We start from the raw sequence: 24,422 nt of genomic DNA on the forward strand, positions 1-24,422 counted from the left end.
GACCCGTAAAGCTGCTTTTTCCTACGTGTATTTCCGGAGTTCGCTGAATGTCTGTCGGTTGGCTGCGCGCCTGTGCGCTGGTGGTGTTGGGGCTGTTCAGCGTTACGGCGCTGGCCAAGGATAAAACCGCGATCGTGATCGGCGGCGGGCTGTCGGGCCTGACGGCAGCTTACGAGCTGCAGAACAAAGGCTGGCAGGTCACACTGCTGGAAGCCAAACCGAGCCTGGGCGGTCGCTCGGGCATGGCCACCAGCGAGTGGATCGGCAATGACAAGACTCAACCGGTGCTGAACAAGTACGTTTCGACGTTCAAGCTGAGCACCACGCCGGCACCTGAGTTCGTACGTATCCCGGGTTACCTGATCGACGGCGAGTATTTCTCCGCCGCCGACCTGGCCACCAAACAGCCCGCCACGGCCGAAGCGCTCAAACGCTACGAGAAGACCCGTGACGATCTGGCGCGTTCGATCGACGATCCGCAAAACCCGGCCGCGACCAACACCCTGCACGCCCTGGACCAGATCAACGTCTCGAGCTGGCTCGACAAGCAGAACCTGCCGGCCACCGCGCGTCAGTTGATCAACCAGGATATCCGCACCCACTACGATGAGCCTTCGCGCCTGTCGCTGCTGTACTTCGCGCAGCAGAGCCGGGTGTATCGCGGCGTGTCCGACCGTGACCTGCGTGCCTCGCGTCTGGTCGGTGGCAGTCCGGTACTGGCCCAGGCCTTCGTCAAACAGCTGAAAACCATCAAGACCAACTCGCCAGTATCGGCCATCACCCAGGACAAGGACGGCGTGACCGTCAAGGTCGGCAGCGTCGGCTACCAGGCCGATTACGTTGTGCTGGCGGTGCCGTTGCGCGCCCTCAACAAAATCCAGTTGACCCCGGCGCTGGACGCTCAGCACCTGGCCGCGATCAAAGGCACCAACTACGGCTGGCGCGACCAGATCATGCTGAAGTTCAAGACGCCTGTGTGGGAAAGCAAGGCGCGGATGTCCGGCGAGATCTACAGCAACACCGGCCTTGGCATGTTGTGGATCGAGCCGGCCCTGAAGGGCGGCGCCAACGTGGTGATCAATTTGTCCGGCGACAACGCCCGGGTGATGCAGGCCTTCGGCGACAAGCAGATGGTCGATCAGGTGCTGATTCGTCTGCACGCGTTTTATCCACAGGCCCGTGGCTCGTTCACCGGTTATGAAATCCGTCGCTACAGCACCGATCCATCGACCGGTGGTTCGTACCTGGCCTTCGGCCCTGGCCAGATCAGCAAATTCTGGCGCCTGTGGGAGCGTCCTTTGCAACGCGTAGCGTTTGCCGGCGAGCACACCGACACCTTGTACCCGGGCACCCTGGAAGGCGCACTGCGCACCGGCCAGCGTGCGGCCAGTCAGGTTGAAGACCTGGCGGCGGGCAAATCGTTTGAACCGGCCAAGGTCGGCCCGGCAGCGGCCACCGCCGCAGCGGCGGGTGCGGGCGCGGCAGTCGCGGCGAAGAAAGGCAACTTCTTCACCAACCTGTTCGGCGGTTCGGACGACGACAAGAAACCAGAGCCAGTGAAAGCGCCAGAGCCGGCACCTGCTCCAGCCGCTCCAGCGCCTGCACCGACCCCGGCCCCTGCGCCAGCTCCGGTGGAAGCACCGAAGCCGGCAGCTCCGGTAAAAGCCGAGCCGGCGAAAAAAGCGGCAGCCAAGCCAGCAGCGAAGAAACCTGCGGCGAAGGCCGAGGCGAAAAAAGCCCCGGCCAAACCTGCAGCGAAAAAGGCTGAGCCGGCGAAGAAGCCAGCCGCCAAACCGGCGGCGAGCACCGAGACCAAAGCGCAGTAAGGCTTTGCGGTGAATGAAAAAGCGCGGCTTTCAGGCCGCGCTTTTTTTGCCCGTGATATTCACAACATCCCGCCACACGTTTGTCTTTAATCTTTCCTTAACTCCCCTGTTCAAGACTCTTGATCGTATTTCTCGATATTTCAAAGCAAAATTTTCCGCTTTAATTCGATAGATAACTCGCTAGTCTTGGTTCGCAGTTCTCACAGGATTTGGGCAATGCAGCTACGTAACTCTTCTTCGCGCTACGGTTGGGTCAGCATCTTCATGCACTGGGGTGTGGCGCTGGCAGTCTTCGGGCTGTTCGCGCTGGGCTTGTGGATGGTGGGGCTGGATTACTACAGCACCTGGCGCAAAGACGCGCCGGATCTGCACAAGAGCATCGGTCTGGTGCTGTTGGGTGTGATGGTGTTGCGGGTGTTGTGGCGTTTTGTCAGCCCACCGCCGCCAACGTTGCAAAGCTACAGCCGCATGACCCGCATCGGCGCCAGGTTCGGCCATGGGTTTCTGTACCTTGCGCTGTTCGCTGTGATGATTGCCGGTTACCTGATTTCCACCGCAGACGGTGTCGGGATCCCGGTGTTTGGCCTGTTTGAAGTTCCTGCACTGGTTTCCGGACTACCGGATCAGGCAGATACCGCCGGTGTGATTCATCTCTGGCTGGCATGGGCGCTGGTAATTTTTTCCGGCCTTCATGCGTTGGCAGCATTGAAGCACCACTTTATCGATCGTGATGCGACCCTGACACGAATGCTGGGACGCAAAGCCTGATGTTCAACCTCGACTCCAAAGGAAAACAAAGCATGTTGAAAAAGACTCTGGCCGCTCTGGCAATCGGCTCCGCCGTCCTGTCCGCCAACGTGATGGCCGCTGACTACGTGGTTGACAAAGAAGGCCAGCACGCCTTCGTCGACTTCAAGATCAGCCACCTGGGCTACAGCTACATCACCGGTACCTTCAAGGACATCAGCGGCAAGTTCAGCTTCGACGCCGCCAAGCCTGAAGACAGCAAGATCGAGTTCGACGTGAAAACCGCCAGCGTGTTCACCAACCACGCCGAGCGCGACAAGCACATCGCCAGCAAAGACTTCCTGGACGTGGGCAAGTTCGCCGACGCCAAGTTCGTTTCCACCAGCGTCAAATCCACCGGCAAGAACGCCGCTGGCAAAGACACGGCTGACGTGACCGGCGACCTGACGCTGCACGGCGTGACCAAGCCGATCGTGGTCAAGGCTACGTTCCTGGGTGAAGGCAAGGATCCATGGGGCGGCTACCGTGCCGGCTTCGAAGGCACCACCAGCATCAAGCGCTCTGATTTCGGCAAGATGATGGATCTGGGCCCACAGTCCGACAACGTCGACCTGTACATCTCGTTTGAAGGTGTCAAAGCGAAGTAATTTTCGCCGGCCACACAAAACGCCCCCGGTCTTGCGGCCGGGGGCGTTTTTTATTGCCTGCAGAAACACTCATCTCGACAGGGCCCATAAAAATGCCCCGGTTTTCAGGCCGGGGCATTTTTCACTGCAGTCGAAAACTCAGCGATTGCGGGTCAACAAGGCCGGTTTTTCACCGCGTGGGCGGCTTGGCAGTTGATCCAGCTGCTCAGGCGTCGGGAAGCGGTCGGCTTTCGATTCCTTGTGCATGATCTTCGGCCCGCTGCTGCGCGGGTTCTGCACGGCCGGTTCAGCGCGTTGCTGATCGTCACGGGCCGGGCGGCGGTTGCGCGAGTTTTCGTCGCGACGACCCTGGCCGTCACGCGGTGCACCGTTGCGTGGGCCATTGCGTTTGCCTGGCGGGGTGCCGGTGCTCGAACCGTTGCTGTTACGCGGGCCGTTCTGGCGACCTTGCGACTGACCGCCGCGTGGTGCGCCCGAACCTGCGCCTTGCGCCGGAGCGCCTGGACGACGGTTGCGACCACCGGCCGGTGCCTGCTTCGGCACGTAATCGACACGGTTACCGAAGTTATCGATATCGTCGTCGAGGAACTCGTCCGGAGCACGGTCAGCAGCGGCGCGTGGCGGCTGGCTTGGCTGGCGCTGTTCGCGGGCCGGAGTGCCTTCACGCGGCTTTTGTTGACGGGCTGGACGCTCGCCACGTTCGCCGGCCGGTTTTTCCTTGCCTTTGTCTTTGCCTTTGTCTTTACGACCGCCGCCACCGCCGCCGCCATTCGGGCCGTCACCGCGTGGGCCGCGGGCATTGCGCGGGTTGCGCATGTCCGGACGTTCACGGGCTTCCGGCTTCTCGGCCTCGATGGTGCTGGCATCGAAGCCCATCAGGTCGCCGTCGGCGATTTTCTGCTTGGTCATGCGTTCGATGCTTTTCAGCAGTTTTTCTTCGTCCGGCGCGACCAGCGAGATCGCCTCGCCCGAGCGACCGGCCCGGCCGGTACGGCCGATACGGTGCACGTAGTCTTCATCGACGTTCGGCAGTTCGAAGTTGACCACGTGTGGCAACTGGTCGATGTCCAGGCCACGGGCGGCGATGTCGGTGGCAACCAGGATGCGCACTTCACCGGCCTTGAAGTCGGCCAGGGCTTTGGTGCGGGCGTTCTGGCTCTTGTTGCCGTGGATCGCCACAGCCGGCAGGCCGTGTTTGTCCAGGTACTCGGCCAGACGGTTGGCGCCGTGCTTGGTGCGGGTGAATACCAGCACCTGTTCCCACGCGCCGGCGGTGATCAGGTGGGCCAGCAGCGCACGCTTGTGGCTGGCCGGCAGACGGAACACGCGTTGCTCGATGCGCTCGACCGTGGTGTTCGGCGGCGTCACTTCGATGCGTTCCGGGTTGTGCAGCAGCTTGCCGGCAAGGTCGGTGATGTCTTTGGAGAAGGTTGCCGAGAACAGCAGGTTCTGGCGCTTGGCCGGCAGACGGGCGAGGACTTTCTTCACGTCGTGGACGAAGCCCATGTCGAGCATGCGGTCGGCTTCGTCGAGCACGAGGATTTCAACGTGGGACAGATCGACGCTGCCCTGGCCGCACAGGTCGAGCAGGCGACCCGGGCAGGCAACGAGGACGTCCACGCCACGGGACATGGCCTGAACCTGCGGGTTCATGCCGACGCCGCCGAAGATGCACGCGCTGACGAATTTCAGGTCGCGGGCGTAGATCTTGAAGCTGTCGTGAACCTGGGCCGCGAGTTCGCGGGTCGGCGTCAGGACCAGCACGCGCGGCTGGCGCGGGCCGTGGCGCTGGGATTTGTCCGGGTGGCCGTTGGGGAACAGCCGCTCCAGGATCGGAAGGGCGAAACCGCCGGTTTTACCAGTACCTGTCTGAGCCGCAACCATCAGGTCGCGACCTTGCAACACGGCGGGAATGGCCCGCTGTTGCACCGGAGTAGGCTCGGTATAGCCCGCATCTTCGATAGCGCGGACCAAAGCCTCGGAGAGACCGAGGGAAGCAAAGGACATGAGTAATCCTGTTTCAGTTAGGGCTTGGCCCAATGGGAGTCTTGCCTGGCGCGAATGGCGTTTAAGAGGACGCAATCCCGTCCGGTCCTGCTGCGGTTCCGAAGGCACGTCCGGAGCGCTCGCGCGGGCTGAAAAGCTGCGCTGTAGCGGGTCGGGAGGCCTGTTACGGTTCCGGGCGTCCGGGCGTGAGCCTGGCGGGAACGCCGGAGTATAACAGAGCAATCACTGCGCGCCGCTTTCCTGCTGCTCAACGGTTTTGCCGCTGGCGGTGGCGCTGCCCAGCGGCGTCGTCAGGGCGGGGGCTGCGCCGTAGCGGGCGCTGAGCTCGGCATAGGCCGGTTCGCGCTTGAAACGCTTGAGTTCGGCGCCAAAGCGCTGCACCAGCAAATCCATCCCGGCATTGCGCCGCACGGCCAGAAACTGGCTCTGGCGGCTGATGACCGTGGGGTTTTCAGTGATCTTGTCGCGAATGCCCAGTTCATCGAGCAAATGCTGACCCACGCGGCGATCGGTGATCAGCAGGTCGATGCGCCCGCGCACCAGTTTGCCGAAGTTGGCTTCATGGGTCGGGGCCGGTTCGCGGGTGAACAACGTCGATTCGCGAAAATCGGAGCTGTACAGATAACCCGGTGAGGTGCCGATGGTCAGGCCCTTGAGGTCTTCCAGGCTGCGAAAAGGGTGCGGTCGCTCGTTGGCGTAAAACATCACGAACTCGACGTCCGACAGCGGTTCACTCGGGTAGAGCAGGGTGGCGTCGCGTTCATCGCTGTGGAAGATGTCCAGCGCGCCGTCGGCCTGGCCGGTTTCGAGCATCGACAGGCAGCGCTTCCATGGCAGGAACTGCCATTCGACTTCGATGCCCAGGCGCTTGAACACAATGGCGGTGGTTTCGTAGTCCAGTCCGAGGTTCTTGCCGTCTTGTTCATAGACGTACGGCGCCCACGGTTCGGTGACGATACGCAGCTTCTCGCCCCGAGCGGCAAAGCTCAGGCAAGTAAAAACCAGCACGGCGAATAACTGCGTGATCAAAGGCATGGCTTGAGATTACGACGAGAAACGGCAAAGAGCCAGAAACTGGCCGCAGAAGCTCTGTTTCGGGCGTTAAAAGCAAAAGATCGCAGCGGCGAAAGCGCTGTAGGCGCGGTCGCGACTGCGATCTTCTGGTCCTGCAGTTACGTCTTTTAGCGCGGCAACTTCAGGTTGTTCCAGATCGCCAGGCTCGGTTCGGCCTGGTTCATGGAATAGAAGTGCAGGCCGGGTGCGCCGCCTTGCAGCAGGCGTTCGCACATTTCGCTGACGACCTGTTCGCCAAAGCGCTGAATGCTTTGAGTGTCATCACCGTAGGCTTCCAGCTGCTTGCGGATCCAGCGCGGGATTTCCGCACCGCAGGCGTCGGAGAAGCGCGCGAGTTTGCTGTAGTTGGTGATCGGCATGATCCCTGGCACGACCGGGATGTCCACGCCCAGCGCCTGCAAACGCTCGACAAAGTAGAAGTAACTGTCGGCGTTGAAGAAGTACTGGGTGATCGCGCTGTCGGCACCGGCACGGGCCTTGCGCACGAAGTTGGCCAGATCGTCCTCGTAGTTGCGCGCCTGCGGATGCATCTCCGGGTAGGCGGCGACTTCGATGTGGAAATGATTGCCGGTTTCTTCACGAATGAATTCAACCAGTTCATTGGCGTGACGCAGCTCGCCGCTGGTCATGCCCATGCCGGACGGCAGGTCGCCACGCAGGGCGACGATGCGCTTGATACCGGCAGCCTTGTATTCGTTCAGCAGGCCGCGCAAGTCGTCCTTGCTGTCGCCGACGCACGACAGGTGCGGAGCGGCGGGGATTTTGACTTCGCTTTCCAGCTGCAACACGGTGTTCAGCGTGCGGTCACGGGTCGAGCCACCCGCGCCGTAGGTGCAGGAAAAGAAATCAGGGTTGTAGGTGGCCAACTGACGGGCAGTGGCGAGCAGTTTTTCATGCCCAGCATCGGTCTTGGTCGGGAAGAACTCGAAGCTGTAGCGACGGTCTTGGGACATGGAGGGGACCTCCAGCTACAAGCTGCAAGCTTCAGGCTGCAAGAGCAGCGGAGGTGCGCCGGTCTCTTGTGTCTGAAACGTGCTGCCTGAAACTGTTTTGAAATAGGGGCAGAACTCGCAAGCTTCGTACGGCAAGTTCGGCTTTTGACCTTGCTTGCCGCTTGAAGCTTGAAGCTCGCAGCTGCTCTTAGTAGCGGTAAGCGTGCGGCTTGAACGGGCCTTCGACGGTCACGCCGATGTAGTCAGCCTGTTGCTTGGTCAGTTGAGTGACCACGCCGCCGAAGCCGCGAACCATTTCCAGGGCCACTTCTTCGTCGAGTTTCTTCGGCAGCACTTCAACGGTCAGACGCTCGGCTTTCTGGGCTGGCGACAAATCGGCGTACTTCTGGCCGAACAGGAAGATCTGCGCCAGCACCTGGTTGGCGAACGAACCGTCCATGATGCGGCTCGGGTGACCGGTGGCGTTGCCCAGGTTCACCAGACGGCCTTCGGCCAGCAGGATCAGGTAGTCGTCGTTCTGTGGGTCGAACGAGCCAGCACCGGTACGGTGGATCTTGTGTACCTGTGGCTTCACTTCTTCCCATGCCCAGTTCTTGCGCATGAAAGCGGTGTCGATTTCGTTGTCGAAGTGACCGATGTTGCAGACAACGGCGCGCTTCTTCAGGGCTTTGAGCATGTTCGCGTCGCAAACGTTGACGTTACCGGTGGTGGTCACGATCAGGTCGAGCTTGCCCAGCAGCGCTTTGTCGATGCTTGCTTCGGTGCCGTCGTTGATACCGTCGATGAACGGCGAAACCAGTTCGAAACCGTCCATGCAGGCTTGCATGGCGCAGATCGGGTCGACTTCGGACACTTTGACGATCATGCCTTCCTGACGCAGGGACTGGGCCGAACCCTTGCCCACGTCACCGTAACCGATGACCAGCGCTTGCTTGCCGGACAGCAGGTGGTCGGTGCCACGCTTGATCGCATCGTTCAGGCTGTGACGGCAGCCGTACTTGTTGTCGTTCTTGGACTTGGTCACCGAGTCGTTGACGTTGATGGCCGGGATTTTCAGCTCGCCCTTGGCCAGCATGTCCAGCAGACGGTGTACGCCGGTGGTGGTTTCTTCGGTCACGCCGTGAACGCGGTCCAGAACCTGTGGGTATTTCTTGTGCAGCAGCTCGGTCAGGTCGCCGCCGTCGTCGAGGATCATGTTGGCGTCCCATGGCTGGCCATCCTTCAGGATGGTCTGCTCCAGGCACCACTCGTACTCTTCTTCAGTCTCGCCTTTCCAGGCGAAAACCGGGATGCCGGCAGCGGCGATGGAAGCGGCGGCCTGGTCCTGAGTCGAGAAGATGTTGCAGGACGACCAGCGTACTTCGGCACCCAGGGCAACCAGGGTTTCGATCAGCACGGCGGTCTGAATGGTCATGTGGATGCAGCCGAGGATTTTTGCGCCTTTCAAAGGCTGCTCGGAAGCGTACTTGCGGCGCAGACCCATCAGGGCCGGCATTTCCGATTCGGCGATGATGGTTTCGCGACGGCCCCAGGCAGCGAGGGACATGTCGGCAACTTTGTAATCGTTAAAATCGGCAGGCGTGATAACAGCGCTCATGAAGAGCCTCCATTCGTAATGTATGCGAATGGGCGCCGTTGTGCGTTTAGTGTCCGGCCTGAGCCGGTCAACGCCCCATCCGAGCCTGACAGGTTGAACCTGCTGCAGCGCCCCTCGGACAGGTGGCGGGAAAACGGTAGCAAGTGAAGGTTACCGTTTTGAAACGGTGGCGATTATAGCCGTCTGGACTGATCTTCCAAAGGGTTTCTGTCGGCCAGATGAAGATCGCTTATCGCGACCATAGTAGAAGCCTGATGGAGCATGACCGCTCAGTCTGCCAAGATGGCGCCATCATTCGGCAAGACGCTCAGGAGTGAAGATGAATTTCCACACCCGCAAGTGGGTAAAACCCGAAGACCTCAACCCCAACGGCACCCTGTTCGGCGGCAGCCTGCTGCGCTGGATCGACGAAGAAGCCGCCATCTACGCCATCGTTCAACTGGGCAACCAGCGTGTGGTGACCAAGTACATTTCCGAGATCAACTTCGTCAGCGCCTCGCGCCAGGGCGACATCATCGAACTGGGCATCACCGCCACCGAGTTCGGTCGCACCTCGATCACCCTGACCTGCGAAGTGCGCAACAAGATCACCCGCAAGAGCATCCTGACCGTCGAGAAGATGGTCTTCGTCAACCTCGGCGAAGACGGCCTGCCGGCGCCGCACGGGCGAACCGAGATCAGATACGTCAAAGACCAGTTCAAGGATGACGTGCCCGTTACCGAGTAATCGCGTCACACCGGCGAACGGAAGCCGAGCGGCGCGTGTCGTAGCCTTATGACCCCGCCACCGGTTTCCCGCCATGACCACACCTACAGACGGCAAGACCCCCGACCTCTCGGCCAAGGAACAACACGAAGTCGAGAAAAACCAGCCGCCCCGCGCGGCGGTTCTGCATGAAATCATCCGCAAACAGGGCGACCAGGAACTGGAGCGCAGCATCGCCGCGCTGTGGTGGTCGGCGCTGGCAGCCGGGCTGACCATGGGCCTGTCGCTGATGGGCATGGGCCTGCTCAACTCGCGTCTGCCCGAGGGCGACGAATTCAAGGTGATTGCCAGTTTCGGCTACTGCGCAGGCTTTCTCGCGGTGATCCTCGCCCGCCAGCAACTGTTTACCGAAAACACCCTGACCGCTGTGCTCCCGGTGATGACGAAGCCGACCCTGGCCAATTTCGGCCGGCTGATCCGGCTCTGGACCGTGGTGCTGTTCGGCAACCTGTGCGGGACGATTCTGGTGGCGTACGTGATGCTCGAACTGCCGATCTTCGACAGCAAGACCGACGTGGCTTTCCTCGAAATCGGTCGCAAGGTCATGGAGAACCACGCCGGCCAGATGTTCGCCAAGGGCATCGTCTCGGGCTGGATGATCGCCACCATGGTCTGGATGATCCCGTCCATGGAGAGCGCAAAGATGTGGATCATCATCCTGATCACCTATTTCATGGCGCTGGGCGATTTCACGCACATCGTGGTGGGTTCGGCGGAGGTGTCGTATCTGGTGTTTGCCGGCGAGTTGCCGTGGAGTGATTTCTGGGCGGTGTTTGCCGGGCCGACGCTGGCGGGGAATATCATCGGCGGCAGTTTCATCTTTGCCCTGATCAGTCATGCGCAGATCCGCAGTGAAAGCGGCGCGCCGAAGGAGTCTGCGGATCAGGCCGAAAAGCCCGATCCGCAGTCGATCGAAAAATGATCAGTGGTGCGCGGGCTCGGCAGCGGTCGCCGGCTCATCGCGGGTTGCGTGCTTGACCAGTTTGCCGATGGTCAAGCCCTGCAACAGGATCGACGACAGCACCACGATGTAGGTGATGCTCAGCAACAGATCGCGCTCCGGGCCCAGCGGCAGGGCCAGGGCCAATGCCACCGAAACACCGCCGCGCAATCCGCCCCAGGTCAGGATCCGGATGGTGCCGCGTGGCACCGTGCGCCAGCGGCGCAGCAAGACAATGGCCGGGGCCACGGTGAGCAGGCGCGACAGCAGAATCGCCAGAGCCAGCAGACTCGCCGCCGCCACGTGCAGCCAGTTGAACGGTAGCAGCAACAGCTCCAGGCCGATCAATGCGAACAGCAGAGCGTTGAGCATGTCGTCGAGTAATTCCCAGAAACCGTCGAGGTATTTGCGGGTCATGTCGTTCATCGCCAGGTTGCGACCCAGGTTGCCGATGATCAGACCGGCGACCACCATCGCAATCGGCGCCGAGACGTGCAGTTCGGTGGCCATCGCCGAACCGCCGATCACCAGCGCCAGGGTCAGCATGACTTCGATCTGGTGTTGCTCGATGCTCTTGATCATCAGGTACACCAGATAACCGATCAGCCCGCCGAACAGCACACCGCCCACCGCTTCGTGGACGAACAGCATGGCCGTGGCACCGACGGTCGGGGTTTCGCCCAGTTGCGCGATGCCCAGCAACACGGTGAACACCACCACGGCGGTGCCATCGTTGAACAGCGATTCGCCGACGATGGTGGTTTTCAGCGGTTTCGAGGCATTGGCCGTACGCAACACACCGAGTACCGCAATCGGGTCGGTCGGGGAAATCAGCGCGCCGAACAACAGGCAGTAGAGAAAGCTCACGTGCCAGCCGAACAGGGCAAAAATGTAGTAGGCGAGGCTGCCGATCACGGCGGTGGCGATCAGTACTCCGAAGGTCGCCAGCAGGCCGATGGGCCAGCGGTAGCTGCGCAGGTCGTTCAGGTTCACGTGCAAGGCACCGGCGAACAGCAGGAACGAGAGCATCCAGTTCATCAGCAGATCACCGAAGTCGATCTGGCCGATCAGTTGCTGCACGCGCTCTTCCAGACCGGGGTAACCGAGCAGGCTCAAGCCTTGCAGCAACAGGGAAAACATCAGTGCGGTAACCATCACGCCGATGGTCGGAGGCAGGCCGATGAAGCGGAAATTGACGAAGGTAAGGAGGGTGGTGAGGCAGATGAAAGCGGCGACGAGTTCAAGCATCCGGGGTCCTTTGGATGGGGTGAGAAGACAGCGCGCCCATTCATGAGCGCAAGGGTTGGATGGGCTGACGCCGGGTGGGGACACAAACGTGTCCCCGGGAAAATCAGCCGGACACATTGACCGCAGCGACACCGCGACGTTGCAGGTAGATGAAAAACAGCGCCGTCAGCACGGTCAGCACGCCCACCAGCGCGCCGGTCCAGGGCAAGTCCGCGAGGTCCGCGCCACTGGCTACCACCAGCCCGCCGATCCATGCGCCGGTAGCATTGCCGAGGTTGAATGCGCTCTGGTTCAGGGTCGAACCGAGGTTCGGTGCTTCATGCGCCTGATCGATGATCAGCAGTTGCAGGATCGGGCACAGGGCGAAGGCAAAAATCCCCCACAGCACCAGCGTGATCGCCGCCGGAACCACCGAACGACTGGTCTGGCTGAACGCCGCCAGAATCACCACCACCGCCAGCGCCACACCCATCAGCGACGGCAGCAGGCGGCTGTCGGCCAGGCGCCCGCCGAGCATGCTGCCGCCGGTCAGGCCGACACCGAACAACAACAGCATCACGGTCACGCCGTGAGGGCTGACACCGGTGATGTCCTGCAGAATCGGCGCGATGTAGGTGAACACACTGAACAGACTGGTGGACGCCAGCACGCTCATGCCCAGCGCCAGCAACACGTTGACCTTGCCCAGCACCTTGAACTCGCTGGCGAGGTTGGCCTTGTCCATCGGGATGTGTTTCGGCAGCCACAGCCATTGGGCGAGGGCGGCCATCACGCCGATCACCGAGACCGCCCAGAAGGTCGAGCGCCAGCCGGCGTACTGGCCGAGCGCGGTGCCCAGCGGTACGCCGAGGACGTTGGCCAGGGTCAGGCCGGTGAACATCATGGCAATCGCCTGCGCCCGTTTGTTCGGTGCGACCAGTCCGGCGGCCACCACCGAACCGATGCCGAAGAACGCCCCGTGGCACAGCGCGGTGACCACCCGCGCCGCCATCAGCGTCGCGTAGTTCGGTGCCAGTGCGCACAGCACGTTGCCGAGGATGAACATCAGCGTCATGCCCAGCAGCGTGGCCTTGCGCGGCATGTTGGCGGTGCCGATCGCCAGGATCGGCGCACCGAATACCACGCCCAGGGCATAGCCGGTGATCAACAGGCCGGCGTGGGGAATGCTCACCGCGAGGTCGCGGGCGACATCGGGCAGCAGGCCCATGATGACGAATTCAGTGGTGCCGATGCCGAAAGCGGCAACAGCGAGGGCAAGCAAGGCGAGTGGCATGCGCAAGGTCTCTGTCGGTAGTCTTGACGCTTTGATCAGGCATACGCAGGCCGGCAACCGGTCTCGGGCGAGAGCGGGGCAGGCAGGAATTATTGGAATTTATCTGTGCGCAACTGAGTGCGGCGTGGTCGCTTGCAGTATAAACAGCTGCTGACACATCGCGAATCAATAATCTGACTAATTGGCTCAGGCTCAACAACAAGAACAAAGGAGTGGCACGTGCTGGCGACAGCTCTGGTGTTGGTGGCGGCGCTGCTGCACGCGGCGTGGAACACGTTGATCAAGTTCAGCGCCGAACGGCTGCTGGTGGTGGCCTGCATGGACACCGTGGCGCTGTTGTTCGTGGCGCTGGCGTCGCCTTTCATCAGCCTGCCGCCGCCGGAAATCTGGCCGTGGATTCTGGCGTCGGCGGCGTTCGAGCTGCTCTATCGCTATCTGTTGATCCAGGCCTATCGGGTCGGCGATCTGGGGCTGGTCTATCCGTTGATGCGCGGATTGTCGCCGCTGGTGGTACTGGCGCTGACCCTGATCTTCGCCGGCGAAGTGCTGACCCCCCAGCAGATCTTCGGGATCCTGTTGATCCCGCTGGGCATGGCTTGTCTGCTCTGGCAGGGCGGCGGCGGGAAACACTTGCCGTGGTCGATGCTGCCGGTGGTGGCGCTGATCGGGTTGTGCATCGGTTGCTACACCTACATCGATGGCCAGGCGTTGCGGCGTTGGTCACATCCGCTGGACTACCTGGTCTGGGTCACGCTGCTCAGTGCCTGGCCGTTTCCCTTGCTGGCGTGGGTGGCCAAACGGCCGGCGTTCATGCTGTTCTGGCGCGAGCAATGGACGCTGGGACTGGCGGTCGGGTTCTGCGTGTTGTTCAGCTACGCTCTGGTGCTGTGGGCGATGCAGTTGGGCTCGATTGCCGAAGCAGCGGCGTTGCGTGAAATCAGTGTGATCCTGGTGGTGCTGTTCGGTATGCGTTACCTGAAAGAACCTTTCGGCCGGCCGCGGCTCTTAGCCTGTGGGCTGGTGCTGATCGGCATGCTGGTGATGAAGCTCTGACCGCCCGGAAACTCTAAAAACTCGAAAGAAGGACGGCGTTATGACAGTGGCTTTGTGGTGTGTGTTGATCGCGATCTTTCTGCCCTATCTGTGTACCGTCGTGGCCAAGGCCTCGGGCGGTTTCAGACTGCGGGACAATCATGATCCCCGGGACTTTCTGGACAGCGTGGATGGCGTGGCCCGGCGTGCCCATGCGGCGCAACTGAACAGTTTTGAAGTGACCCCGGCGTTTGCGGCGGCGGTGATCGTCGCGCACCTGGTGGGCACGGCAGAATTGGTGACGGTCAATGTGCTGGCGGTGCTGTTCATCACCAGTCGCCTGCTCTACATCATTTGCTATCTGGCGGATTGGGCGGCTTTGCGCTCGTTGGTCTGGTTTGTCGGGATGGCGCTGATTGCCAGCTTCTTCTTCGTTTCGGTCTGAACCTGAAAAGATCGCAGGCTGACGAGGCCTGCGATCTTTTGCGTTGTGCTTACGGCTTGTCGGCCACCTGCGGCACTTGCGGCAACGCCGCGCCTTTCGGCCAGAGCATCCATATCTGCCCTTGCTGCTTCATGTCGCCAGCCAGTTGACCGGCGGCATCGCCGGTGCCCCAGAACAGATCCGCGCGAACCTCACCGGCAATCGCGCCGCCAGTGTCCTGTGCAGCCACCGGGCGTACCAGCGGCGTGCCGTCGGGGCGAGTGGTTGATAGCCACAACAGGCTGCCCAACGGAATCACTTTGCGATCCACCGCCGCGCTGTAACCGGCGGTCAGCGGTACGTTCAGCGAGCCGCGCGGCCCTTCGTTGCTGTCCGGGTTGCGGGTGAAGAACACGTAGCTCGGATTGCTCGCCAGCAGTTCCGGAATGCGCGACGGGTTGGCCTTGGCCCAGTTGCTGATCGCGCCCATGGTCACCTCTTCTTTTTTCAGCTCGCCCTGTTCCACCAGCCAACGGCCGATCGGCCGGTATGGGTGACCGTTCTGGTCGGCGTAGGCGATGCGCAGTTGGCGACCGTCATCGGTCTGGATCCGCCCCGAACCCTGAATCTGCAGGAATTGCAGGTTCATCGGGTCGGTCAGCCAGGCCACGACCGGTGCCTTGACGCCCTGACTCTCGATGGTCGCCGCATCGTCGTAAGGCTTGAGCACGCGACCTTCGAGGCGACCGCGCAGGCGCTTGCCTTTCAGTTCCGGGTAAATGCTGTCCAGCGAGACAATGATCATGTCTTCGGGCACGCCGTACACCGGCACGTTGGCGGTGGCAGTTTGCGTCAGGCTGCCGGGATAGACCGGTTCGTAGTAGCCGGTGATCAGACCGTTGGGATTGTCGTTCTCGGCGCGCAGGCCGAAGACGTCGAGGTTCTGCTTGAGGAAGGCGCGGATGTCCCCAGCACTTTGCGGGACGTTGGCGGCGGCTGCACAGGTCGGGCCCCAGACCGGGTCAGCCTTGAGCCGGGTGCAGGCGCTACGCCAGGAACCGAAACCGGCCACCAGATCGCTGTCGGACACTGCGGGCAGGGCTTCCCAGGTGGCGCTTGAGTACGTGGCCAGGGCGTGGGTTTTCGGCTTGGCGCTGTCGCCACCGGTGCAGCCGGCGAGGATCGCCAGCAGTGGGAGCGTGGCGATGAGCGGATGACGCCAGGCCTTGAAACGGCTGTTCATGGAGAGTTTCCTGTGCCGGTTGCAGAAGTGCTCCATGCGCTCCAGCAACCCGTATTGTTAATAGGGCTATTGGTGTTTGGCGGTGACCCGAGGATACTGGCCGCCGATTTCCGCGACCTGAAGCCACCATGACTCTTAAACGAATTTCTGTTGTATTGCTGGCCTGCCTGACCTTGTCCGCCTGTGGCGGCGTCGACCCGAATTCCCCGCTGGGCCAGCGCAAGGCGATCTTCAAGCAGATGCTCAAGACCGGCGAAGACCTGGGAGGCATGTTGCGTGGGCGCATCCCGTTCGACGGAGCGAAATTCGCCGAAGGCGCGGTCAAGCTCGATGCGTTGTCCCATGAGCCGTGGAAACATTTCCCGCAGGTGCGCGAAGAAGATCACACCAGTGCCAAGGACGATGTCTGGCAGAAACAGGCCCGTTTCCAGGAGATGGCCCGCACCCTTGAAGCGGCCACCGGTGAACTGGTGATCGCCAGCCAGGTGCAACCCTACAAGGCCAGCAACCTGGGGCCGGCCGTGCAGAAAGTCGAAGATGCCTGCAGTGCCTGCCATAAAGAGTTTCGCGACCACTGATGTTCGAGGAATCACGGCTTTTGGCTGTGATTCCTGGCTTTCTTACTTGTCGAGTTCGTCCAGCGCGTCCTGCAATTCCTTGCGCGATTCGGCGAGCTTGTTCTTGCGCTTGTCGATCTTCTCCGGATCGCCTTTCTTCATGGCCTTGTCCAGATCGGCCTGACGCCTGCTCACTTCGTGCTTGGCGTCGAGCACCTTGTTTTCGCGTTCTTTCTTCAGGCCAGCGTCGGTGCAGTGTTCGGTGACTTCGCGCAGTGCGGTTTCGAGACCGGCCTGCTGGTCGGCGTTACCGCGGGACTTGGCCTGTTCGATCTGGTTGATGATGCCTTGCTTCTTGGCAGCACAACCGGTCAGGCCCGGTGCGTCTTCGTCGGCCATCACGGGGGCGGCGAGGACGGCGCCGAAAGACAGCAGGGCGAGCGGTGCGAGAAATTTCATAAAAGCTCCATGTGCAAAGGCAATCGTATCGGTGAAGCACTGCGCTGTTGGAGCGCTCCGGCGGAGTTGGGTTCCCGGCGGGCCGGGGACTGCGTGTTCAGAAGCCGTCGACACCGGCGGCTTGCAGGGTTTCACTCAGGGCCAGTACCTGCGGGTCGCGAAAAAAGGCGCTCAATTGCGCCGCGCGGCCCGGGCCGATTCCGGCTTCTGCCTGCCATTGTTCGGTGCTGCGTTGTGCCAGCGCCTGCCATGAATCGGCGAGTGTTGCCTGACCGGTCGGTGGCAACCCCAGGGCTTTGAGCCACTGTAGGAACGGCCGTTGGCGGGCGCTGTGAAAACTGTGCAGCAGGCGGGCGCTGCTGCGCTCGCCGAGACCGGCAATGTTAGCAAGCTCCGGTCCGTCGAGGGTCAACCAATCCAGCAGGCTGTTCAGGCGGCCTGTTTCCAGAAGTTTCTCCCAGGTGCCGCGCCCCACATGGGGCAGGGCCAGTCCCTGTTTGCCGCTCAGCCAGGTCAGGCGCGCGAGGAACTGGCTTTCGCAGCCCGGCGTCGGCTGCCAGCAGCTCAGAGCATGAAAGTCACTGGCCAGCGGAACGTCCAGCTCGGCTCGTGCGGTGCTGCGCAGCACCACGCTGTCGAGACGTGGAATCGTCAGCCCGGCCAGACTGATTGCGACCTGATCGCCGGGGCGGATGTCCAGTTCCTGCCAGCGCCTGAGCGAACTGACGCTGACCCGTTTGATCTGCCGGTCATCGAGCATCACCGGCGACAGCTCGAGCACCGGCGTGATGCGCCCGGTGCGGCCGACCTTGAAGTTCACCTTGCGCACATCGGCCAGTGCCTGGGCGAACGGGTATTTCCAGGCGACGGCCCAGTAGGGCGGACGAGCTTGCCAGCGTTCGGCCGGCGGTCGCTGGCTCTGGCGCAGGACCACCCCGTCCGTGGCGAATGGCAAGGGCGAGCGGTACCAGTGATCGCGCCAGTGTTGAGCATCGTTCAGGTTGGCGACGGCCTGGGTGTAGGGTTCGGTGGTGGGAAAGCCGAATTGCGCCAGGGCCGCGATTCGCTCCGGCACGTCCTTCGGCCCTTGCGGCCAGTCCCAGACAAACAGCCCGATGCCGGCGGCGTGTTCCGCGTCGAGATCCTTGCGCCCCAACAGACCGGCCACGGTGGCGCGGGCGTTGGCGCTGCCGGCACGTGCCTGCATGTGCCCGTTCAAGCGCCAGTAGAGTTCGCCTTGCACCAGCAGATCCTGCGGTTGCGTCAGTCGTTGCGGAATGGCTTCGATCTTTTTTGCCGAAGCCGTCCAGTCCTGCCCGCGTACGCCATCCCCGCGACTGATCGCCTGATGCAATCGGCCGTTGCGGTAGATCAGGGTGACCGCCACGCCATCGATCTTGGGTTGCACCCAGACGTTTTGGCGGTCGTGCAGCCAGTTTGCGATGTCCGTGGCGTCATGCAGTTTGTCCAGGCCAGTGTGTGCGACCGGGTGCGCAACCGGGCCTGATGCGGTGCGCAACGGCTCGGGCGGTGAAGGAAGCTTGAAGCACTGGCGCCATTGGTTCAGGCGCAAGCGGGACTGATCGTAGAGCTCATCGGCGATCACCGAGCGACCTTCTCGATGATAGGCGTCGTCCCAGCGGTCGATCTGTTGCTGCAGGGCGGCGACTTCGCTCGATGCCCGGGCTGCGGCCCAGTCAGGGCAGTCATCAGCGAAGGCGTTGAGGTGCAAAACTGGCAGGAAAAACAAAAACAGGCGCAGTGTGGCAAGCATCGTGAGCGTCCTTGCTCAGAGAGATACCTGAAGGCTAGCCGGGATTTCGAAGTGGGCCGGGCGGCTGTTTTGCCGGTTGTTTCGCGGCCATGAAAAAGCCCCGCACGGCGAACCGTGCGAGGCTTCTTGTACCGCCAGGAAAATTACAGGCCGGCAGCGGAGCGCAGAGCGTCGGCGCGGTCGGTTTTTTCCCAGGTGAACGTGGAGAAGGTGTCTTCGCCAACGGTCTTGGTCTGCGGAGCGCGGCCGAAGTGGCCGTAGGCTGCGGTTTCCTGGTACATCGGGTGCAGCAGGTCCAGCATGGTGGTGATCGCGTATGGACGCAGGTCGAACACTTCACGCACCAGTTTGATGATCTTGTCGTCGCTGATCTTGCCGGTGCCGAAGGTGTTCAGCGAGATCGAGGTAGGCTGGGCCACGCCGATCGCGTAGGAAACCTGGATCTCACAACGCTCGGCCAGGCCGGCAGCGACGATGTTCTTGGCAACATAACGGCCAGCGTAGGCCGCCGAACGGTCAACCTTGGATGGATCTTTACCGGAGAACGCGCCGCCGCCGTGACGGGCCATGCCGCCGTAGCTGTCGACGATGATCTTGCGACCGGTCAGGCCGCAGTCACCTACCGGGCCGCCAATGATGAACTGGCCGGTCGGGTTGATGTGGAACTGGGTGTCCTTGCTCAGCAGTTCGGCAGGCAGCACGTGCTTGACGATCAGCTCCATCACGCCTTCGCGCAGGTCGTTGTACGACACTTCAGGGTTGTGCTGGGTCGACAGGACCACGGCGTCGATGCCGACAACCTTGCCGCCTTCGTAACGGCAGGTCACTTGCGACTTGGCGTCCGGACGCAGCCAAGGCAGCAGGCCGGATTTACGGGCTTCGGCCTGACGCTGCACCAGTTGGTGCGAGAAGGTGATCGGTGCCGGCATCAGCACGTCGGTTTCGTTGCTGGCGTAGCCGAACATCAGGCCCTGGTCGCCGGCGCCCTGATCTTCAGGCTTGGCGCGGTCAACACCCTGGTTGATGTCAGGGGACTGCTTGCCAATGATGTTCATCACGCCGCAGGTCGCGCCGTCGAAGCCGACGTCGGAGCTGGTGTAGCCGATGTCGCAGATCACGTCACGAACGATCTGCTCCAGGTCGACCCAGGCGCTGGTGGTCACTTCACCGGCAACGATGGCCACGCCAGTCTTGACCAAGGTTTCCACGGCAACGCGTGCGTGCTTGTCCTGGGCGATGATGGCGTCCAGCACTGCATCGGAAATCTGGTCGGCGATTTTGTCCGGATGCCCTTCAGACACGGACTCGGAGGTGAAGAGGGAGTATTCGCTCATCTCGATGTTTTCCTGAATTTACCGATGGTGAGTGTCGCCAGCCGGTCGCTGAAAATGGCGAACCTGGATCTGGAAACCATTACGTAAGCCTACATAGAGGCTTTCCCCGGGAACGAGTCCCGCAGCGGTGGCCCAACGGGCCAGATCGTCCTGTTCAAACCCCAACCACAGATCACCGCAGGCCTCCCTGGCCCAACTCTGGTTGTGGCTACATAACTCTGTCACGAGCAGGCTACCGCCCGGTTGCAGCAGGCCGGCCAGCTGCTTGAGCGCTTCGGCCGGCGCGGCGAAATGGTGCAACACCATGTTCAACACCACGCAATCGGCCTGAAGGCTTGTGCCATTCAATGCATCGGCCAATTGCAGGCTGACGTTAGCCAGCTGTTCACGTTCACATACCTGACGGGCCAGTTCGAGCATCGCCGCGCTGTTGTCCAGAGCGGTTACGGTGCCGAAGCGACGCGCCAGTTCCGGCAGGAATGCACCATCACCGGGACCGACTTCAATGGCCGTGGCTGCGCCATCGAAATTCAGTTTGTCGAGCAGGGCCAGCACGCTTTCACGGTATTGCGGCAGGCCGGCAATCAAATCCTGCTGGGCGCGGAATTTCTCCGCGACCCGGGCGAAAAAGTCCTGGCTGTTGGCGGCGCGTTGCCCGTGAACCTGTGCGATCCGGGTTTCCACGTCGGCCGGCAGCGGCAGATTGTCGACTTCTTCTAACAACGCCGCGTGCAACTTGCCGCCCAGCAACTCGGTGTGGGGCAGGGCGCGACGATAGAACACCGCATTGCCTTCACGGCGAGTCGCCACCAGATCGGCCTGCGCCAACACCTTCAGGTGATGGCTCATGCCGGACTGGCCGATACCGAAAATCTGCGCCAGTTCCAGTACGCCGAACGAGTCGTTGGCCAGGGCGCGCAATACATTCAGCCGCAGCGGATCGCCGCCGGCCTTGCACAGGGCCGCCAGCTCGTCGCAATCGTCATGGCGAATGGAAGGCACGCGTAGGTTCATAGGGCTGGCAGTCTAGTGACGGCCCGGATGCATCGCAAGGTCAATATCAAAAAGTTTTGATATTGCTCGATGGATGGTGCATCCGATTGCACTTCTCACTGCCCGCTCAACTCTACAAAAGAACAGCGGAAAGGTTTCACCTGCCGAAACCGATGTTATCCAATGGAAAAACGCCTCCGGATGACTATCTGTCATTGCCCCGAGGCGCTCGGGTGAGGGAAAATGCCCTCCTTTTTTCCGTTTCAATCTATTCACACCCAGGAGATCAGCGATGCCTAGCCGTCGTGAGCGTGCCAACGCCATTCGTGCCCTCAGCATGGATGCCGTGCAAAAAGCCAACAGCGGCCATCCCGGTGCCCCCATGGGTATGGCAGATATCGCCGAAGTGCTTTGGCGCGACTACCTCAAGCACAACCCGAGCAACCCGTCGTTCGCCGACCGTGACCGCTTCGTGCTGTCCAACGGCCACGGCTCGATGTTGATCTACTCGCTGCTGCACCTGACCGGTTACGATCTGTCGATCGACGACCTCAAGCAGTTCCGTCAACTGCACAGCCGCACCCCGGGCCACCCGGAGTTCGGTTACACCCCGGGCGTTGAAACCACCACCGGCCCGCTGGGTCAGGGTCTGGCCAATGCCGTGGGCTTCGCCCTGGCTGAAAAAGTCCTGGGTGCGCAGTTCAACCGTCCTGGCCACAACATCGTCGACCACCACACCTACGTGTTCCTGGGTGATGGCTGCATGATGGAAGGCATTTCCCACGAAGTCGCTTCCCTGGCCGGCACTCTGGGCCTGGGCAAGCTGATTGCCTTCTACGATGACAACGGCATCTCCATCGACGGCGAAGTCGAAGGCTGGTTCACCGACGACACGCCGAAGCGTTTCGAATCGTACAACTGGCAAGTGATCCGCAACGTCGACGGTCACGACCCGGAAGAGATCAAGACCGCCATCGAGACCGCGCGCAAGAGCCCGCTGCCGACCCTGATCTGCTGCAAGACCACCATCGGTTTCGGTTCGCCGAACAAGCAAGGCAAGGAAGATTGCCACGGCGCCCCGCTGGGTGACGCGGAAATCGCCCTGACCCGTCAGGCGCTGAACTGGAACCACGGCCCGTTCGAAATCCCGGCCGACATCTATGCCGAATGGGATGCCAAGGAAAAGGGCCGCGCTGTCGAAGCCGAGTGGGACCAGCGTTTCGCTGCCTACTCCGCCGCGTTCCCGACCGAAGCCAACGAACTGATCCGTCGCTTGAGCGGCGAACTGCCGGCCGACTTCTCCGAGAAGGCTGATGCCTACATCGCCGACGTTGCGGCCAAAGGCGAAACCATCGCCAGCCGCAAAGCCAGCCAGAACGCCCTGAACGCGTTCGGCCCGCTGCTGCCGGAAGTACTGGGCGGTTCGGCTGACCTGGCCGGTTCCAACCTGACCCTGTGGAAAGGCTGCAAAGGCGTCAGCGCCGAAGACGCCAGCGGCAACTACATGTACTACGGCGTGCGCGAGTTCGGCATGACCGCGATCATGAACGGCGTTGCCCTGCATGGCGGTCTGGTGCCTTACGGCGCGACCTTCCTGATGTTCATGGAATACGCCCGCAACGCCGTGCGCATGTCCGCTCTGATGAAGCAGCGCGTGATCCACGTCTACACCCACGACTCCATCGGTCTGGGCGAAGACGGCCCGACGCACCAGCCGATCGAGCAACTGACCAGCCTGCGCAGCACGCCGAACCTCGACACCTGGCGTCCAGCCGACGCCGTTGAATCGGCGGTGGCCTGGAAAAACGCTCTGGAGCGCAAGGACGGCCCGTCGGCGCTGATCTTCTCGCGTCAGAACCTGCAGCACCAAACCCGTGATGCCGGCCAGATCGCCGACATCAGCCGTGGCGGTTATGTGCTGAAGGACTGCGCAGGCGAGCCTGAGCTGATCCTGATCGCCACCGGTTCGGAAGTCGGCCTGGCCGTTCAGGCCTACGACAAACTGACCGAGCAAGGCCGCAAGGTGCGCGTGGTTTCCATGCCGTGCACCAGCGCGTTCGACGCTCAGGACGCCAGCTACAAGCAATCGGTCCTGCCGTTGCAGGTCAGCGCGCGGATCGCGATCGAAGCGGCCCACGCCGACTTCTGGTTCAAGTACGTGGGTCTGGAAGGTCGCGTGATCGGCATGACCACCTACGGCGAATCGGCTCCGGCTTCGGCACTGTTCGAAGAGTTCGGCTTCACCCTGGAAAACATCCTGGGTCAGGCTGAAGAGCTGCTGGAAGACTGATCCAGATCAGGTGTCGTCCGGACTGACGCCCTCGCGAGCAAGCTCGCTCCCACAGGTTCTTTGGTGTACACAAAATGTGTGACCAACCTAGAACACTGTGGGAGCGAGCTTGCTCGCGAAAGCGGTGGCTCTGACCACACTGCAATAACGGATTTACCACGGTAATCGAGAACCCCATGCCTCAACCGCGTCCCTACAAAGTTGCACTCAACGGCTACGGCCGGATTGGTCGTTGCGTCTTGCGTGCGTTGTTCGAGCGAGGCGAAAAGGCCGGGTTCGAGATTGTCGCGATCAACGATCTGGCCGACATGGCCAGCATCGAATACCTGACACGCTTCGACTCCACCCACGGCCGGTTCCCCGGCGAGGTGAAGGTCGATGGCGATTGTCTGCATATTAATGGCGACTGCGTGAAGGTCCTGCGCAGTGCCACCCCCGAAGGCATCGATTGGGCGTCGCTGGGCGTCGATCTGGTGCTCGAATGCTCCGGCGCCTGGCACACCCGCGCAGACGGCCAGCGTTTTCTCGACGCCGGCGCGCCGCGTGTGCTGTTTTCCCAGCCGATGGCCAGCGAGGCGGATGTCGATGCCACCATCGTCTACGGCGTCAATCAGGATTGCCTGACCGGCGACGAACTGCTGGTGTCCAACGCCTCCTGCACCACCAACTGCGGCGTACCGCTGTTGCGTCTGCTGGATCAGGCGGTCGGCCTGGATTACGTGTCGATCACCACGATTCACTCGGCGATGAACGATCAGCCGGTGATCGACGCCTATCACCACGAAGACCTGCGCCGCACCCGTTCGGCGTTCCAGTCGGTGATCCCGGTGTCCACCGGTCTGGCGCGCGGCATCGAGCGCCTGCTGCCGGAACTTGCCGGGCGAATCCAGGCCAAAGCCGTACGCGTGCCGACGGTCAACGTGTCCTGCCTCGACATCACGATGCAGACCGCAAGCGACACCGACGCGGGCGAGGTCAACCGGATCCTGCGCGACGCCGCCACCAGCGGCCCGCTCAAAGGTCTGCTGGCCTACACCGAATTGCCTCACGCCAGTTGTGATTTCAACCATGACCCACATTCGGCCATCGTCGATGCCAGTCAGACCCGCGTTTCCGGCCCTCGGCTGGTGAACATCCTGGCCTGGTTCGACAACGAATGGGGTTTTGCCAACCGAATGCTGGATGTTGCAGAACACTATCTGCAAACAGCGACTTCAAAAAAACCGTAGGAAGTGCGA

21 protein-coding genes and 1 riboswitch are annotated in these 24,422 nt (G+C 61.8%); of the genes, 10 read left to right on the forward strand and 11 right to left on the reverse strand.

Going from position 1 to position 24,422, the window contains the following annotated elements; translation table 11 throughout:
* The first annotated feature begins 47 nt into the window (after positions 1–47).
* From L6D81_RS09515 to L6D81_RS09525, 3 genes are all read left to right on the forward strand, one after another.
* Complete coding sequence (locus L6D81_RS09515) at positions 48–1,826, forward strand: flavin monoamine oxidase family protein (protein WP_236178850.1); 1,779 nt, start codon at positions 48–50, stop codon at positions 1,824–1,826.
* A gap of 216 nt (positions 1,827–2,042) precedes the next feature.
* On the forward strand, positions 2,043–2,594 hold the full coding sequence (locus L6D81_RS09520) for a cytochrome b (protein WP_236178851.1): 552 nt from the start codon (positions 2,043–2,045) through the stop codon (positions 2,592–2,594).
* Between the two features lie 32 nt (positions 2,595–2,626).
* Positions 2,627–3,220, forward strand: a complete 594-nt coding sequence (locus L6D81_RS09525; RefSeq protein WP_085697911.1) for a YceI family protein — start codon at positions 2,627–2,629, stop codon at positions 3,218–3,220.
* A gap of 138 nt (positions 3,221–3,358) precedes the next feature.
* Here the strand turns inward: L6D81_RS09525 and L6D81_RS09530 are convergent, their stop codons facing one another.
* From L6D81_RS09530 to ahcY, 4 genes are all read right to left on the reverse strand, one after another.
* On the reverse strand, positions 3,359–5,227 hold the full coding sequence (locus L6D81_RS09530) for an RNA helicase RhlE2 (RefSeq protein WP_236178852.1): 1,869 nt from the start codon (positions 5,225–5,227) through the stop codon (positions 3,359–3,361).
* A gap of 222 nt (positions 5,228–5,449) precedes the next feature.
* The gene (locus L6D81_RS09535) at positions 5,450–6,262 is read right to left on the reverse strand and encodes a substrate-binding periplasmic protein (RefSeq protein ID WP_236178853.1); all 813 of its coding nucleotides are present in this window, start codon (positions 6,260–6,262) and stop codon (positions 5,450–5,452) included.
* 146 nt (positions 6,263–6,408) lie between these two features.
* Positions 6,409–7,254, reverse strand: coding sequence for a methylenetetrahydrofolate reductase [NAD(P)H] (metF, locus tag L6D81_RS09540; RefSeq protein WP_236178854.1), 846 nt, complete (start codon positions 7,252–7,254; stop codon positions 6,409–6,411).
* Positions 7,255–7,441: 187 nt separating this feature from the next.
* Entirely contained in the window at positions 7,442–8,851 is a 1,410-nt protein-coding gene (gene ahcY, locus L6D81_RS09545) for an adenosylhomocysteinase (protein WP_236178855.1), read from the reverse strand.
* Positions 8,852–8,874: 23 nt separating this feature from the next.
* Positions 8,875–8,973: riboswitch (S-adenosyl-L-homocysteine riboswitch) on the reverse strand.
* 197 nt (positions 8,974–9,170) lie between these two features.
* Here ahcY and L6D81_RS09550 point away from each other — a divergent pair.
* Positions 9,171–9,578: an acyl-CoA thioesterase gene (locus L6D81_RS09550; RefSeq protein ID WP_011336338.1), complete on the forward strand. Its 408-nt coding sequence runs from the start codon at positions 9,171–9,173 to the stop codon at positions 9,576–9,578.
* A 73-nt stretch (positions 9,579–9,651) separates the two neighbouring features.
* Positions 9,652–10,539 (forward strand): formate/nitrite transporter family protein, encoded by an 888-nt coding sequence (locus L6D81_RS09555; RefSeq protein WP_236178856.1) that lies wholly within the window; start codon positions 9,652–9,654, stop codon positions 10,537–10,539.
* Here L6D81_RS09555 and L6D81_RS09560 read toward each other — a convergent pair whose 3' ends face one another.
* The gene (locus tag L6D81_RS09560) at positions 10,540–11,805 is read right to left on the reverse strand and encodes a cation:proton antiporter (RefSeq protein ID WP_236178857.1); all 1,266 of its coding nucleotides are present in this window, start codon (positions 11,803–11,805) and stop codon (positions 10,540–10,542) included.
* Positions 11,806–11,908: 103 nt separating this feature from the next.
* Positions 11,909–13,078 carry an MFS transporter gene (locus L6D81_RS09565; protein WP_236178858.1) on the reverse strand — a complete coding sequence of 390 codons (1,170 nt, stop codon included), beginning with the start codon at positions 13,076–13,078 and terminating at the stop codon, positions 11,909–11,911.
* A 219-nt stretch (positions 13,079–13,297) separates the two neighbouring features.
* On the opposite strand from L6D81_RS09565, the gene L6D81_RS09570 reads away from it, so the two are divergent.
* Positions 13,298–14,131 (forward strand): EamA family transporter, encoded by an 834-nt coding sequence (locus tag L6D81_RS09570; protein ID WP_236178859.1) that lies wholly within the window; start codon positions 13,298–13,300, stop codon positions 14,129–14,131.
* 40 nt (positions 14,132–14,171) lie between these two features.
* Positions 14,172–14,555 (forward strand): MAPEG family protein, encoded by a 384-nt coding sequence (locus L6D81_RS09575; protein ID WP_064380149.1) that lies wholly within the window; start codon positions 14,172–14,174, stop codon positions 14,553–14,555.
* A 49-nt stretch (positions 14,556–14,604) separates the two neighbouring features.
* Here the strand turns inward: L6D81_RS09575 and mltA are convergent, their stop codons facing one another.
* Positions 14,605–15,777: a murein transglycosylase A gene (mltA, locus tag L6D81_RS09580; RefSeq protein WP_236178860.1), complete on the reverse strand. Its 1,173-nt coding sequence runs from the start codon at positions 15,775–15,777 to the stop codon at positions 14,605–14,607.
* 128 nt (positions 15,778–15,905) lie between these two features.
* Between mltA and L6D81_RS09585 the strand changes: the two genes are divergently transcribed.
* Entirely contained in the window at positions 15,906–16,355 is a 450-nt protein-coding gene (locus L6D81_RS09585; RefSeq protein ID WP_236178861.1) for a c-type cytochrome, read from the forward strand.
* Between the two features lie 42 nt (positions 16,356–16,397).
* Here L6D81_RS09585 and L6D81_RS09590 read toward each other — a convergent pair whose 3' ends face one another.
* From L6D81_RS09590 to L6D81_RS09605, 4 genes are all read right to left on the reverse strand, one after another.
* Complete coding sequence (locus tag L6D81_RS09590) at positions 16,398–16,793, reverse strand: DUF1090 domain-containing protein (protein ID WP_236178862.1); 396 nt, start codon at positions 16,791–16,793, stop codon at positions 16,398–16,400.
* A gap of 97 nt (positions 16,794–16,890) precedes the next feature.
* Positions 16,891–18,567 carry an NAD-dependent DNA ligase LigB gene (ligB, locus tag L6D81_RS09595; RefSeq protein ID WP_236178863.1) on the reverse strand — a complete coding sequence of 559 codons (1,677 nt, stop codon included), beginning with the start codon at positions 18,565–18,567 and terminating at the stop codon, positions 16,891–16,893.
* A gap of 143 nt (positions 18,568–18,710) precedes the next feature.
* Positions 18,711–19,901: a methionine adenosyltransferase gene (gene metK / locus L6D81_RS09600; protein WP_011336330.1), complete on the reverse strand. Its 1,191-nt coding sequence runs from the start codon at positions 19,899–19,901 to the stop codon at positions 18,711–18,713.
* An 18-nt stretch (positions 19,902–19,919) separates the two neighbouring features.
* Entirely contained in the window at positions 19,920–20,915 is a 996-nt protein-coding gene (locus tag L6D81_RS09605) for an ArsR/SmtB family transcription factor (protein ID WP_236178864.1), read from the reverse strand.
* Positions 20,916–21,186: 271 nt separating this feature from the next.
* On the opposite strand from L6D81_RS09605, the gene tkt reads away from it, so the two are divergent.
* Together tkt and epd are read left to right on the forward strand one after the other, a co-directional pair.
* Positions 21,187–23,184: a transketolase gene (gene tkt, locus L6D81_RS09610; protein ID WP_108563448.1), complete on the forward strand. Its 1,998-nt coding sequence runs from the start codon at positions 21,187–21,189 to the stop codon at positions 23,182–23,184.
* Between the two features lie 176 nt (positions 23,185–23,360).
* Complete coding sequence (epd, locus tag L6D81_RS09615) at positions 23,361–24,413, forward strand: erythrose-4-phosphate dehydrogenase (protein WP_039767974.1); 1,053 nt, start codon at positions 23,361–23,363, stop codon at positions 24,411–24,413.
* Positions 24,414–24,422: the final 9 nt, after the last annotated feature.

This window comes from Pseudomonas sputi (assembly GCF_021603585.1).
Classification (GTDB): Bacteria; Pseudomonadota; Gammaproteobacteria; order Pseudomonadales; family Pseudomonadaceae; genus Aquipseudomonas; species Aquipseudomonas sputi.

Excerpts from the sequence above, each read along its gene's own strand:
- L6D81_RS09605 (WP_236178864.1), bottom strand. The coding sequence starts at position 20,915 with ATGAACCTACGCGTGCCTTCCATTCGCCATGACGATTGCGACGAGCTG.
- L6D81_RS09520 (WP_236178851.1), top strand. The coding sequence starts at position 2,043 with ATGCAGCTACGTAACTCTTCTTCGCGCTACGGTTGGGTCAGCATCTTC.
- mltA (WP_236178860.1), bottom strand. The coding sequence starts at position 15,777 with ATGAACAGCCGTTTCAAGGCCTGGCGTCATCCGCTCATCGCCACGCTC.
- L6D81_RS09585 (WP_236178861.1), top strand. The coding sequence starts at position 15,906 with ATGACTCTTAAACGAATTTCTGTTGTATTGCTGGCCTGCCTGACCTTG.
- L6D81_RS09565 (WP_236178858.1), bottom strand. The coding sequence starts at position 13,078 with ATGCCACTCGCCTTGCTTGCCCTCGCTGTTGCCGCTTTCGGCATCGGC.
- L6D81_RS09575 (WP_064380149.1), top strand. The coding sequence starts at position 14,172 with ATGACAGTGGCTTTGTGGTGTGTGTTGATCGCGATCTTTCTGCCCTAT.
- L6D81_RS09590 (WP_236178862.1), bottom strand. The coding sequence starts at position 16,793 with ATGAAATTTCTCGCACCGCTCGCCCTGCTGTCTTTCGGCGCCGTCCTC.
- L6D81_RS09515 (WP_236178850.1), top strand. The coding sequence starts at position 48 with ATGTCTGTCGGTTGGCTGCGCGCCTGTGCGCTGGTGGTGTTGGGGCTG.
- ligB (WP_236178863.1), bottom strand. The coding sequence starts at position 18,567 with ATGCTTGCCACACTGCGCCTGTTTTTGTTTTTCCTGCCAGTTTTGCAC.
- metK (WP_011336330.1), bottom strand. The coding sequence starts at position 19,901 with ATGAGCGAATACTCCCTCTTCACCTCCGAGTCCGTGTCTGAAGGGCAT.
- L6D81_RS09555 (WP_236178856.1), top strand. The coding sequence starts at position 9,652 with ATGACCACACCTACAGACGGCAAGACCCCCGACCTCTCGGCCAAGGAA.
- L6D81_RS09560 (WP_236178857.1), bottom strand. The coding sequence starts at position 11,805 with ATGCTTGAACTCGTCGCCGCTTTCATCTGCCTCACCACCCTCCTTACC.
- tkt (WP_108563448.1), top strand. The coding sequence starts at position 21,187 with ATGCCTAGCCGTCGTGAGCGTGCCAACGCCATTCGTGCCCTCAGCATG.
- epd (WP_039767974.1), top strand. The coding sequence starts at position 23,361 with ATGCCTCAACCGCGTCCCTACAAAGTTGCACTCAACGGCTACGGCCGG.
- L6D81_RS09535 (WP_236178853.1), bottom strand. The coding sequence starts at position 6,262 with ATGCCTTTGATCACGCAGTTATTCGCCGTGCTGGTTTTTACTTGCCTG.
- metF (WP_236178854.1), bottom strand. The coding sequence starts at position 7,254 with ATGTCCCAAGACCGTCGCTACAGCTTCGAGTTCTTCCCGACCAAGACC.
- ahcY (WP_236178855.1), bottom strand. The coding sequence starts at position 8,851 with ATGAGCGCTGTTATCACGCCTGCCGATTTTAACGATTACAAAGTTGCC.
- L6D81_RS09525 (WP_085697911.1), top strand. The coding sequence starts at position 2,627 with ATGTTGAAAAAGACTCTGGCCGCTCTGGCAATCGGCTCCGCCGTCCTG.
- L6D81_RS09530 (WP_236178852.1), bottom strand. The coding sequence starts at position 5,227 with ATGTCCTTTGCTTCCCTCGGTCTCTCCGAGGCTTTGGTCCGCGCTATC.
- L6D81_RS09550 (WP_011336338.1), top strand. The coding sequence starts at position 9,171 with ATGAATTTCCACACCCGCAAGTGGGTAAAACCCGAAGACCTCAACCCC.